This window comes from Massilia sp. TS11 (genome assembly GCF_022012445.1).
Lineage (GTDB): Bacteria > Pseudomonadota > Gammaproteobacteria > Burkholderiales > Burkholderiaceae_D > Telluria.
This window is the reverse complement of the sequence record NZ_JAKLTS010000006.1, coordinates 45,556-57,767: the sequence shown is the minus strand read 5'-3', so window position 1 is coordinate 57,767 and position 12,212 is coordinate 45,556. Positions and strand designations below refer to the sequence as shown.

The 12,212-nt window shown below is 68.7% G+C and carries 10 protein-coding genes; 4 read left to right on the top strand and 6 right to left on the bottom strand.

Going from position 1 to position 12,212, the window contains the following annotated elements; genetic code table 11:
- Window positions 1–34 precede the first annotated feature (34 nt).
- Complete coding sequence (locus tag LZ005_RS10765; protein ID WP_373889321.1) at window positions 35–490, top strand: N-acetyltransferase family protein; 456 nt, start codon at window positions 35–37, stop codon at window positions 488–490.
- Between the two features lie 145 nt (window positions 491–635).
- On the opposite strand, the gene LZ005_RS10760 is transcribed toward LZ005_RS10765, so the two are convergent.
- Window positions 636–2,771, bottom strand: coding sequence for an aminotransferase class V-fold PLP-dependent enzyme (locus LZ005_RS10760; protein WP_237808052.1), 2,136 nt, complete (start codon window positions 2,769–2,771; stop codon window positions 636–638).
- Window positions 2,772–2,892: 121 nt separating this feature from the next.
- On the opposite strand from LZ005_RS10760, the gene LZ005_RS10755 reads away from it, so the two are divergent.
- Window positions 2,893–3,378 carry an Lrp/AsnC family transcriptional regulator gene (locus LZ005_RS10755; RefSeq protein WP_237808051.1) on the top strand — a complete coding sequence of 162 codons (486 nt, stop codon included), beginning with the start codon at window positions 2,893–2,895 and terminating at the stop codon, window positions 3,376–3,378.
- A gap of 70 nt (window positions 3,379–3,448) precedes the next feature.
- Window positions 3,449–4,570 carry a branched-chain amino acid ABC transporter substrate-binding protein gene (locus LZ005_RS10750; RefSeq protein WP_237808050.1) on the top strand — a complete coding sequence of 374 codons (1,122 nt, stop codon included), beginning with the start codon at window positions 3,449–3,451 and terminating at the stop codon, window positions 4,568–4,570.
- 1 nt (window position 4,571) lies between these two features.
- Here the strand turns inward: LZ005_RS10750 and LZ005_RS10745 are convergent, their stop codons facing one another.
- Entirely contained in the window at window positions 4,572–5,522 is a 951-nt protein-coding gene (locus LZ005_RS10745; RefSeq protein ID WP_237808049.1) for a UDP-N-acetylglucosamine-transferase, read from the bottom strand.
- 73 nt (window positions 5,523–5,595) lie between these two features.
- Between LZ005_RS10745 and LZ005_RS10740 the strand changes: the two genes are divergently transcribed.
- A complete protein-coding gene (locus tag LZ005_RS10740) occupies window positions 5,596–7,401 on the top strand; it encodes a DUF885 family protein (protein ID WP_237808048.1) in 1,806 nt (601 codons plus the stop codon).
- 12 nt (window positions 7,402–7,413) lie between these two features.
- Here the strand turns inward: LZ005_RS10740 and LZ005_RS10735 are convergent, their stop codons facing one another.
- From LZ005_RS10735 to LZ005_RS10720, 4 genes are read right to left on the bottom strand one after another with little or no spacing between them, the layout of a single operon-like run.
- Window positions 7,414–9,108: a M14 family zinc carboxypeptidase gene (locus LZ005_RS10735; RefSeq protein WP_237808047.1), complete on the bottom strand. Its 1,695-nt coding sequence runs from the start codon at window positions 9,106–9,108 to the stop codon at window positions 7,414–7,416.
- 56 nt (window positions 9,109–9,164) lie between these two features.
- Window positions 9,165–10,640 (bottom strand): ATP-binding protein, encoded by a 1,476-nt coding sequence (locus tag LZ005_RS10730; RefSeq protein WP_237808046.1) that lies wholly within the window; start codon window positions 10,638–10,640, stop codon window positions 9,165–9,167.
- A complete protein-coding gene (locus LZ005_RS10725) occupies window positions 10,637–11,488 on the bottom strand; it encodes a hypothetical protein (RefSeq protein ID WP_237808045.1) in 852 nt (283 codons plus the stop codon). Before LZ005_RS10725 ends, LZ005_RS10730 begins: the two co-directional genes overlap by 4 nt.
- Window positions 11,485–12,117 (bottom strand): response regulator transcription factor, encoded by a 633-nt coding sequence (locus tag LZ005_RS10720; RefSeq protein ID WP_237808044.1) that lies wholly within the window; start codon window positions 12,115–12,117, stop codon window positions 11,485–11,487. Before LZ005_RS10720 ends, LZ005_RS10725 begins: the two co-directional genes overlap by 4 nt.
- Window positions 12,118–12,212 lie beyond the last annotated feature (95 nt).

Sequence of the window (12,212 nt, the reverse complement as noted above, 5' to 3'; positions counted from 1 at the left end):
GGTTCGAAAGATTTCCTACTGACAGGAGCTGCTTATGAGCATGCTGATCCGCCCGCTCGATGCCGACGACCACGCGGCCTGGTTGGATCTGTGGGAAGGCTATAACGCCTTCTACGGCCGCAGCGGGGCAAGCGCCCTGCCCGCGCCGATCACGGCGGCGCTGTGGGCGCGCCTGTTCGATCCGGCCGAGCCCATGCACGCGCTGGTGGCCGCGCGCGACGGGCGGCTGCTCGGCCTCGCGCACTACCTGTTCCACCGGTCGACCACGCGCCTGCAGCCGGTTTGCTATCTGCAGGATCTGTTCACGGCGCCGGCCGCGCGCGGCCAGGGCTGCGGGCGCGCGCTGATCGACGCCGTGCGCGAGGCTGCGCGCGCGGCTGGCAGCAGCCGCCTCTACTGGCAGACCCAGGCCACCAATGCGCCCGCCCGCGCGCTCTACGACCAGGTGGCCGAGCACAAGGGCTTCATCGTGTACGCGCAGGAACTCTAGCCGGCAAAAACTGCCCCCCGGAAAAATGGGGTCTGACCCCGATTTATCTGCGCGGAAAAATGGGGTCTGACCCCGATTTGTTTGGTGGGCAAAAAAAGGGCGGACGGCCTGCGCTTGGCGCGGGCGCGTCCGCCTCAAACGGAAATCAGGCGGCGGCCAGGACGGCGTCGGCCGGGCCGGCTACGTACCACACTTGCGGGTGGCCCAGGCGCTGCAGACAGGCGGCGGCGCGCGCACCGCGCACGCCACTGCGGCAGAAGAACACCAGCGGGGCTGCGCTGTCCTGCAGCCACTGCGGGGCATGCGCGGTCAGCTCGGTCAGCGGCACGCTGCGCACGGCGGCCGGCGCGGCCGCACTGGCGGCCTGCTCGAACACTTCGCGCACATCGATCAGCTGGGCCTGCGGATGGGCAGCCAGGAAGGCGGCCAGCTCGGCGGGGCTGAGCGCTTGCGCATCGTTGCTGGCGGCGGCCGGCGCGCGCACCAGACTTGGCTCGGCAGCCAGCAGTGGCGCCAGCGCGCCGCCGCGCGCGTATTCGGCGGCCGGGCTGCTGCACAGTTCGTGGGCGGGGTCCTCGGCGCGGCACAAGACGGTGTCGCGGTGGACCAGGCGCGCCAGCCGCGCGACCGCGCTGGCGCAGCAGGCCTCGGCGTTCAGCTGGCCGGGCAGCGCGGCCGCACCGGTGAAGGCGTGGCTGACGTGGGCGGCCTGCAGATCGGGGCTGCCGAGCAGGTAGCTGTCGCCGCCCGCGCTGCTCAGACGCGCCAGCTGGCGTGCGCCCAGCTGCAGCGCGGCGGCGCGGCTGCCGTCGCCGAGCGTGACGCTGGCGGCGTCCTGCGGCCAGCCGGGCGCGATGCCGAAGGCGGCGGCCAGGGCGGCGCTGCCGCTGGCGGCGATGGCGCCGGTGTCGAGCACCGCGCGCAGCTGGCAGCCGTGCGCGCGGATCAGGTTTTCCATCCGCGCCGCCAGCGCGGCCTGGGTGTCGATCGCTACGGCGCTGCCACTAGCGGCGTCGAGCAGCAGCCAGCTGACTTGCTGGTCCTGACGCAGCTGCAGCACGCCGTCGCAGCTGCGCACGGGCGCGGCGCCGGGCACCAGGCCGCTGGCGCGCAGGGCGGCGCCGCAGCGGGCGATGCGCGCCACCGCTTCGTCGATGAAGGCTGCATCGGCCAGCGGGCCGAACGACATGCGCACGGCGGCGCTGGCGCACCAGTCGGGGCGGTCCATCGCGGCCAGCACATAGCTGGGCGCGGCCTTGGCCGAGGAACAGGCGGAGCCGGAGCTGACGCGCACACCGGCGGCGTCGAACATATTCAGCAGCTCCTGGCTGCTGACCCCGGGCACGGAGAAATTCAAGGTGGTCGGCAGCGAACCGGCAAACGGCATATTGAAGACGATGCCGGGGAAGGCGGCGCGCAGGGCCTCGGCCAGGCGCGCGCGCATCGCTTCCATCTGGGCGTGGCTGCGGAAGGTGTCGCCCGCTTCGAGCGCGGCCAGCACGGCGCCGAGGGCGGCGATGCCGGGCATGTTCTCGGTCCCGGCGCGCATCGCGCCTTCCTGGCCGCCGCCGGCCGTCAGCGGTGTGAACGGGGCGCCGGCGCGCACATACAGCATGCCGATACCCTTCGGCGCATACAGCTTGTGGCCGGAGAACGGGGCGTAGTCGATGCGGCGGCTGGCCAGGCGCAGATCGAGCTTGCCCAGGGCCTGCACGCTGTCGACCATCCAGTAGGCGCTGCTGCCGCTGCTTTGTAGGACGGCCTCGATCCCATCGAGATCGGACACGACCCCGGTCTCGTTGTTTGCGGCCATGGTGCACACGAGGGCGGCGTCGGGCGCCAGCGCGCGCAGGATTTCGAGCCGGTGGCGGCCCTGGGCATCGACCGGCAGCGCCACCAGTTCGAGGTCGAGGCCGAGCAGGCGGTTCCAGTGCGCCAGCGTCTCGGGCACGGCCTTGTGTTCGGTGGCGCCGTACACCAGCAGCTTGCCGCTCGCCTCGCCGCGCGCGCGCCGTTCGCGCACCGCCACCAGGGCCGACAGCACGGCCGCGCCGATCGATTCGGTGGCGCCGCTGGTGAACACCACCTGGCCTTCGCCGGCGCCGAGCACGCGCTGCGCGCAGGCGCGCGTGGCGTCGAGCAGGGCGCGCGCCTGCAGGCCGGTGGCGTGGGTCGAGCTGGGATTGCCATAGCAGTCGAGCATGGCCTGGCGGGCGGCCTCGCAGGCGGCCGGCAGAACGGACGAGGTGGCGTTGGCGTCGAGGTAGAGATCGGTGTACATGGTCGTGCCTGAATACGGGATACGCTCCATTCTAAAAATTCGACCGTGAAAAAACATACCAAAATGACCCCTTATCGGGGTATATTGAGCATATTTATGCTACTCCCAGCCGATTTGTATAATGCATGATCTCGACAAATTCGACCTCGCCATCCTCGACGCGCTCCAGCAGGACGGCACCCTGTCGGTCGCGGCCCTGGCCGAGCGCGTCGGCCTGAGCTCCACGCCCTGCTGGAAGCGCCTGCGCCGGCTGGAGGACGAGGGCTTCATCGAACAGCGGGTGGCGATCGTCAACCGCGCCAAGGTGGGCCTGCCGGTGACGGTGTTCTGCAGCGTACGCACGCGCGAGCACGACGAAAAATGGCTGGCCCGCTTCGCCGCCGTGGTGCTGTCCCTGCCCGAGGTGCAGGAGGTGCACCGCATGGCCGGCGACGTCGACTACCTGCTCAAGGTGGTCACCACCAGCATCGACGGCTACGACCAGTTCTACAAAAAGCTGATCAAGGTCTCGCAATTGAGCGGCGTGTCCTCGGCCTTCTCGATGGAGGTCATCAAGAGCAGCACGGCCCTGCCGCTTGGCCTGATATCCCACGGCCTAAGCGCCTGAGTTGGGAATAACATTCGTCGCAAATCGTGCGATCATCCTGCTTTTCGCCCTGCCCTTCTGGAGAATGTTCATGCGTTTGACCCGTCATCTGCTTCCCCTCGCCCTGGCCCTGTGCGGCGCCAGCGCCGCCGCGGCCGACCTGGTCGTGAAGATCGGCCATAGCGGCCCCCTGTCCGGCGCCAATGCCTTCGCCGGCAAGGACGATGAAAACGGCACCCGCCTCGCGATCGAAGAACTGAACGCGAAGAAGCTGACGGTGGCCGGCAAGACGCTCAAGTTCGAACTGCTGTCCGAAGACGACCAGGGCGACCCCAAGGCCGGTGTGGTGGTGGCGCAGAAGTTCGTCGACGCCGGCGTCAAATACGTGATCGGGCCCTACAACTCGGGCGTGGCGATTCCGGCCGCGCGCATCTACAACGATGCCGGCATCGTCATGTCGACCATCGGCACCAATCCCAAGATCACGCAGAGCGGCTACAAGCTGGTCTTCCGCATCAGCGCCTCGGACACCCAGGTCGGCGCCTCGATGGCCACCTACGCGGCCAAGACCCTGAAGCTGAAAAACGTCGGCGTGATCGACGACCGCACCGCCTTTGGCCAGGGCGTGGCCGACCAGTTCATCAAGGAAGCCAAGGCCCAGGGCCTGAACGTCGCCGGGCGCGAGTTCACCAACGATAAGGCGACCGATTTCAGCACCATCCTCACCGCCCTCAAGGCGAAGAAGGTGGAAGCCGTGTTCTACGGCGGCTATGCGCCGCAGGGCGCACCGATGGCGCGCCAGATGAAGGCGCTCGGCCTGAACGCCAAGCTGCTCGGCCCGGACACCCTGTGCACGGCCGAAATGGGCAAGCTCGGTGGCGATGCGGTTGGCGAGAACGTGCTGTGCGCCCAGGGCGGCACGGTGCTCGACAAGCTGGCCGGCGGCGCCGCCTTCAAGACCAAGTACAAGGCGCGCTTCAAGAAGGATCCGGACGTCTACGCCGCGCCCTGCTACGACCAGGTGATGTTCATCGCCGAAGCCATGAAGCAGGTGAACTCGGTCGAACCGGCCGTGGTCGGCGCCGCCATGCACAGCATGAGCTACAAGGGCGTCAGCGGCGCCATCGGCTTCGACGAGGCCGGGAATATGAAAACCTCGGCCGTCACCGTCTACACCTTCAAGAACGGCGAACCGGTGCCGCTGGCCCAGTAAGTCAGGCCAGGCGCCCGTCCCAGCAATCGCGGATGCTGCGCGCCAGGTAGTCGATGCCCGATAGCTGCGCAAACGCGGCCAGGCTGCGCTGGGTCCCCAGACCATACGGGGTGCCCACCTCCTGGCCCGTCAGCAGGCGCTTCAGGCGCAGCTTGGCGCGTTCGGTCAGATAGGCGCTGCTGAAGGCGCGCCGGGCGTCGACCGCGCCATGCCAGTGGTGCTCGGCATGCGCCACATTCGCCTGCTTGTACAGGTGGTAGAGCGGGATGTGGAGCGGGTGGTAGATGTCCCAGCCGCGCGTGAAGGCGCGCACGCTCAGGCTCTGCTCCTCGCCGTGAAAATACAGGTAGGGGTCGTAGGGCACCTCTTCCACGAAACGGCCGGCGCAGAACACGAAGCCGCCGGCGATATGGCAGCCGCGCACCGGTCCGTCGGTGAACAGGTGGCGCCCCTGAAAGCGCAGCACCAGATCGTCGGCGCTGAGCGTGGTGTCGGGATGGGGGCGCAGCACCAGCACCGTGCGGTCTTCCTGCGGCGCGTGCACCGGCTGGCCGTCGACCAGATCGAAGCGATACGGATAGGTGCTGATGATCGGCTTGGCGCAGCGGCTGCGCAGGGCCGCGTGCTGCGCCAGCAGCTGTTCGTCCCAGCGCGGCTCGAACAGGGTGTGCGAATCGACCTGCAGCAGGAAGTCTTCGCCGTCGTACAGCGAAAAACCGAGCGCGCGCGCCCAGCACACGCCGAGCGTGTCCTGCGGATCGAGATGGACATAGCGCACCAGCGCGCCAAACGGCAGGGCCGCGATCTGCGCGCGCTGGTCCGCGGCATGCTGGTCCACCACGCCGAAACGCAGACGTTCGGGATAGGCGGCCTTGGCGACCGCGTCGTTCAGGGTGAACATCAGCATCGGGTCCTGGTAGGACGCCAGACTGACAAAAATACGGGGGTTCACGAGCACCTCTTACGCCGCCAGCGCGGCCACAGGGTGTATGCTAACGCCCTTTCCAGACTCGTGAAGTACCAACATGTATCAAGGTCCTCTGCTTGGCGCACTGATCTGCGCCGCCCTCCTCGCCGGCACCGCGCCGGCCGCCCACGCCGCCGATCCGAACCCGCCTGCCGCCAGCGCGCCGGCCGCGCGCAAGCAGCTCGATCTGCTGGCCGACCAGTACTATGAAGCCAGCGCGCGCTTCGATCCGGTCGCCGCCACCGAGAACGGCGACAACCGCTTCGATGACCAGATCGGGATGGCGATCGCCCCGCGCGAACGGGCCCGCTACGCGGCCCAGATCGACGGCTTCCTCAAGCGCCTGCAGACCATCGCGCGCGACCAGCTGAACGAGAAGGACCGCATCAACTACGACATCCTGGCCTATGAGCTGGGCATGCTGCAGCGCGGCCTGCGCTTCCCCGAGCACCTGCTGCCCGTGACCCAGATGGACAGCCTGCCCGTGGTGCTGGCCAATTACGCCGGTGGCCAGGGCGCGCAGCCGCTCACCAGCGTCAAGCAGTACCGCGCCTACCTGCACCGGCTGCAGCAGCTGCCGGCCTGGATCGATCAGGCCATCGCGAATATGCGCGAAGGCATGCGCACGGGCGTGGTGCTGCCGCGCGCGCTGGTGGTGTCGGCCCTGCCGCAGCTGCAGAAGCTGACCAGCCCGACGCCGGAAGCGAATATCTTCTACACCCCGATCAAGAACCTGCCGGCCAGCTTCAGTGCGGCCGACAAGGCAGCCCTGACGCGCGCCTACCGCGACACCATCGGCAGCCGTCTGCAGCCGGCCCTGCTGCGCCTGGCCAGCTTCATGCAGGAGCAGTACCTGCCGGCCGCGCGCACCAGCACCGGCCTGGCCGCCCTGCCCAATGGCGCCGCCTGGTACGCCGAGCGTGTGGCCAGCCAGACCACCACCGCGCTGACGCCCGAGCAGATCCACGCCAAGGGCCTGGCCGAGGTGGCGCGCATCCAGGGCGAATTCGCCGCGCTCGGTCCCAAGCTGGGCTACGACGGCCCGGCCGCCGGCCTGCCCGGCTGGGTCGACCAGCAGGCGCGCTTCCGCCCCTACCGCAAGGAGCAGGACATCCTCGACTTCTACGCGCGCCTGAACGAGGTGCTCAAACAGAAGCTGCCTTCCCTGTTCACGCTGATGCCGAAGGCGCCGCTCGATGTGCGCCTGGAGCCCGAGCTGTCGCGCGATACGGCCTCGGACCACTACTCGGCGCCGGCCGCCGACGGCTCGCGTCCGGGCGTGTTCTGGACCGTGGTGACCGACCCGAAAGACTACTTCGGCCCCGGCATGGTCACGCTGTTCCTGCATGAGGGGCAGCCGGGCCACCACTTCCACATCGCCATCAATCAGGAGCTGAACCTGCCGAAGTTCCGCAAATTCGGCGGGAACAATGCCTTCACCGAAGGCTGGGCCCTGTATGCCGAGACCCTGGGCAAGGAGATGGGCCTGTTCGAGAAGCCGGAGGACTACTTCGGCCACCTCAACGACGAGATGCTGCGCGCCGTGCGTCTGGTGGTGGACACCGGCATGCACGCCAAGGGCTGGACGCGCGAGCAGGCCATCCAGTACATGCGCGATACCCTCGGCTACAGCGAGGCGCTGGCGCGCGGCCAGATCGAACGCTACATGGCCTGGCCGGGCCAGGCGCTCGGCTACAAGATCGGCGCGCTGAAGATCGCCGAACTGCGCGCGCGCGCCCAGCAGGCGCTGGGCCCGGCCTTCAGCCTGCCCAAGTTCCACGAGGTGGTGCTGCGCGACGGGACCCTGCCGCTGGCCCTGCTGGAGCAGAAGGTCGACCGCTGGATCGCCGCCCAGCCGCGCTGAGCGGCGCGCGCCTCAGAGGTCGAACAGCGCGATCACCGGGTAGCGGCGCCACTCCGGTTCGCGGTAGCGCGCGCAGTGCGCGAAGATGAAGTCGAGCACAGCGCGCTGGTCCGACAGCTTGTCCGGATTGGCCGCCTTCCAGTCGGCGAAGCGGGCCGCCAGTTCGGGCTCCTGCGCCAGCAGTTCAGCCGCATGGTCTTCGAACACGTAGTCGGAGTAGGCTTCCTTCTTTTCCAGCACGCTGTTGAAAAAGCCCCAGCGGAAGAAGCTGTCGTGCGCCTGCGGCTCCAGGGTTTCGACCGCATAGCGGGCGGCGCCGCGATCGAGCCAGACGATGACGTCGCCGGCCTGGGCCTCGACCTGCACGGGTTGGCGTTCGAGCGTCAGCGCCTCGTGGTACATATGGCCTTCGTAGGGGCCGGGACGCGGCGTGGCGCTGGCCACATGCCAGGCCTGGCCGCTGAAACTGCGCGGCGCGTTCAGACGCTCGCACACCACCCCATTCCACTCCAGCCGCTCGATCACATCGCGCCAGGCCTGCGGCAGCAGGTAGGCGCGCGGGGTGTCGACGCTGATGTCGGCCACGAAACGGTTGAAGTAAGGGATGTCCTTTTCCCACGGCGCGCTGCGGTCGTAGGACAGGCGCGTGTAATTCCCCAGCTTGCTGGGGCTATAGCGCGCCGCATAGCCCTTGAAGCGGAACTGCGACGCGCGCTGCGTATCGAGCGCCCAATGCAGCGGCCAGTGGCGGCGCGCTTGCGCCTCGGCGCGGGCGGCGGCGCGCAGCGCCTGAATCTGTGCGCCATGCGCGAGCGTGAAGTCGAGCGTCGTCTCGACCAGGGCGCGCATGGCGGCGTAGCGGTCGGCGAAGGGCTTGAGCATATGCGTCTCGGGCATGAAGCCGATGGTCTGGTGCAGGGCCGCGTAGCCGGTCGAGAAGCGCGGCGTCTCGAGGAATTCGGCGATGCCGTGGTCGGGCGCGTCCTGCACCGGATTCACGTAGGGGCACATCGGCCAGCCGCGCTGCGCCATCGCCTCGAACATGGCCGGCAGCATGGTCGCGCGCAGGAACTCACCGAGACCGCCACCGAGCTTGTCGCACTGGGTGTGAATCAGGGTCATCGTGTAGCTGTAGTCGGCCCCGTTCGAGGTGTGGGTGTCGACCATCACGTCCGGACTCCAGGCCGCGAAGAAGCGGTTGAACACCTGGGCATTGCGCGAGTCGCACTTGATGAAGTCGCGGTTCAGGTCCAGGTGCAGGGCGCAGCCGCGGAAGCCGAACGCCTCGGGCCCGTCCTGGTTCACGCGCGACGTATTGGCGCGGTTCAGGCTCCCGTCCACGTTGTACACGGGGATGAACAGGAACACCGTGTTACCCAGGCGCGCCAGGCGTTCCGGCTGGGTGCAGAAGTCGCGCACCAGGGCCATGCAGGCGTCGATGCCTTCCGGTTCGCCCGGGTGGATGCCGTTATTGTTGAAGAAGACCGGACGTCCCTGCGCCTGCAGGCGCGCGCGCTCGAACACGCCGTCGGCCGTGATGACGCCGGCGTGGATCGGGCGGCCGTTGTCGGAATGGCCGATCACCTCCAGCTGCAGGATCCCGGGGAAGCGGCGCGCCATGTCTTCGTACCAGGCGATGCAGTCCTGCCAGGTCGTGGTCTGGTTCTGATTACCGAGTTCGTAAGGCGTGGGGAACAGATTCTGCATCGTGGAGTCAGGTTTAAAACGAAAGCGTAACGATACTCGATTTGCGTGCCGAATGCTCACGCGAGCGGCAGGCTGATGGTCAGGGTGGTGCCGGCCTGCGGCGCCGTCTCGATGCGGAAGCTGCCGCCGCGCGCGGCCACCCGTTCGCGCATGCCGATCAGGCCAATGCCCTCGGAGCGCGTGGCCGCGTCGAAGCCATCGCCGTTGTCGCTCACTTCCAGATCGAGCACCCCGCCTTCGGGGTCGTGGGTCAGGGCCACCAGCACCTTGTTCGCATGCGCGTGCTTGAGCACATTCGACAGCGCCTCCTGCACGATGCGGTAGGCGCTGATCGCCAGTTCGTGATCGAGGCCGGCGAAGTCGCCATGGGCCTGGAAATGGAAGCTGCAGCCGGGCGCGCTGGCCTGGTACTGGCGCAGCATCTCCTCGATCGCGCCCTGCAGGCCAAGCATCTCCAGCACCTCCGGACGCAGGCGGCGCACCAGCCGCCGCCCGCTGGCGTACAGGTCGAGCGTCAGGCGCGCGATCGCTTCGGCCTTGGCGCGGATCTCGGCCTGCAGGGCCGGCGTCGGCGCTTCGGCCGCCAGCTGGGCGATGGCCTGGGCCTCGAGGCGGGCGGCGATCAGGGCGGCGTTCAGTTCATCGTGGATCTCCACCGCGATCGACTGGCGCTCCTCTTCCACCACGCTGTGCATGCGCTGCAGCAGCTTGCGCTTGTCGGCATTAGCCTGCAGCGCTTCGTCGCGCGAGACCGACAGCTCGCGCGTGCGCTCGGCCACCTGGTTTTCCAGGTCCTGCTTGGAGCGCGCCAGCGCCACGCTCATCTCGCCGATCGAAGCCTGCAGCTCGCCCAGTTCGCCGCCCTGATCGACCGGCAGGCGCACCAGGTATTCGCCGCTGCGGATCTGGCGCAGCGCCAGGATCGCGCGCCGCAGCGGCGCGATCAGGCGGCGCGCCAGCGTCCACGCCAGCAGCGAGGCCACGCCCAGGGCCAGCGCTGCCATCGCCAGTTCCACCATGAAGCGCGCGCGCTGCTTGGCGGCCATCGCGCCCGGCGACATCGTCACCCGCACGAAGCCGACCGTCTCGCTGGTCAGCGCCGGCGGGCGCCCGATCCCGGCCGCCGTCACATGCGGCGTGCCATTGTCGGAGAACAGATTGATCCACACGACCTGCTTGCGCACGGGCGCCTCGAAATAGCGCGTCTCGCCACTGCGCACATCCTCGGCCACCGACTGGATCAGGGCCTTCTGGCGGGTGTCCAGCACGTCGATGCGCTGGATGTCGGCGTCGTTCTGCACCAGGCCTTGCAAGGTCTGGCGCAGATCGCTCAGATTCCCGGAGATGAGGTTGTACTCGCTGGCGTGGGCCATGGCCTGGGCCAGGGCGCGCCCTTTCTCGGCCAGTTCGTCTTCGGCCGCGTTGCGCTGCGCGTACCAGGCATAGGCCAGCAGCGAGGCAAACAGATAGGCCACCGGTAGCATCGCCAGCACGGCCATGCGCGCGCCCAGGCTGGCGCCGTGGCGGATCATGCCGGCCTCCGGGCGAACTCGCGCAGGGCCGGATCGAGGCGGATGCCGAGCGCGCGCGCCACGTCCTCATTGAGCACGGTGCGGAAGTAGCGCGGGAACTGGGGCGGCGGCAGCCGCCCGCTGGCGGCGAAAGCGGCCACCGCCTGCGCCAGCTGGGTATTGGTATCGGCCACGCTGGAGACGGTGCTGGCGAGCGCGCCGACGCTGACCATATCGGCCGAAAAGCCAATCACCGCCTGGTTGCGCCGGTAGGTCGACAGCAGCACGGTGCGGATGCTGTCCGGGTTGAACACGCGCCGGTCCGGCACAGCCAGCAGGGCCTGGGCGCGCCCGCTGCGCTCGATGATGGCATTCAGTTCGCCGTCCGCCTCGAGGGCGAGGATCTGCAGCGCCACGCCGGACGACGCCGCCTCCAGCAGCGCCGGGCGCAAAAAGGCCGTATCCGGCCCGAGGATGCAGGCCACACTGGCCGGCGCGGGCAGCAGACGGCGCGCCAGCGCCAGCTGGTCGGCCGGCGCGGGATCGGCATACACGGCCGACCAGCGCGCCGCGCGCGCCGGGCTCAGCGCAGCCACCACGCTGCGCCACACCTGGGCGCTGGTATAGGCGCTCAGCACCGCGCCGTCCCAGCGGCTGTCGGCCAGCTGGTGCAGGGCGGCCGGGCCGATCGCGATGCGCAGACCGGCCACCGGGCCGAGGCGCTGCAGGCGCGCCGCCAGGTCGCTCTGAATCTGGCTGCTGGTGATGCCCTCGTCGCCGGTGACGATCAGGCCCGTGCCCTCGGCCCGCGCCGGCCGGGCCAGCGCCGCCAGTGCGGCCTGCAGCAGGCGCCGGCGCGCCGGTTTCACGGCTCGATCAGGCCGTGTTTGACGGCCAGCCGGGTGAGGTCGGCCTGGCGGTGCAGGCCGAGTTTTTCCTTGATCGACTGACTGGTGTTACTGATGGTTTTGGTGGACAGGTCGAGCTTCTCGGCGATTTCGGCATTCGTCAGGCCCTCGGCCATCAGGCGGAAAATCGCCAGCGCGCGCTCGTCCAGCAGGGACTGGGGCGAATCGTCGCCGCGCACGGACAGGTTGGCCAGGCGCTCGGCGATCTGGGGCATGAAGTACAGCTTGCCTTCCTGGGCGCTGCGCACGGCCGCGGCCAGCTCGGCCGGGTCGCAGTCCTTGGTCACGAAGGCCTTGGCGCCGAGCCGGTAGGTCTCCTTGATCAGGCTGTCCTGATCGAACTGGCTGAGGAAGACGATGCGCGTCTGCGGCCAGCGCGCCAGCAGGGCCTTGGCGGCGTCCAGGCCGGTGAGCTCGGTGCCGAAGCGGATGTCGAGCACCACCACATCGGGCTGGAATTGCTCGGCCATGGTAATCGCCTCTTCCGGCGTGCGCGCCTGCCCCACGACCTCGATGCCGAGCGCCTTGAGCGACATGGCGAAGCCCGTCATCACGATCGGGTGGTCATCGGCAAGCAACACACGGGTCATTTCTGGCTCCTGGCAAGAATATTTGCGCCCCCAAGGTAATGGAGATGCCTGAGGGCGATTATGCCATTTTCCATGGCCAAGCCAAAATTCGCTTC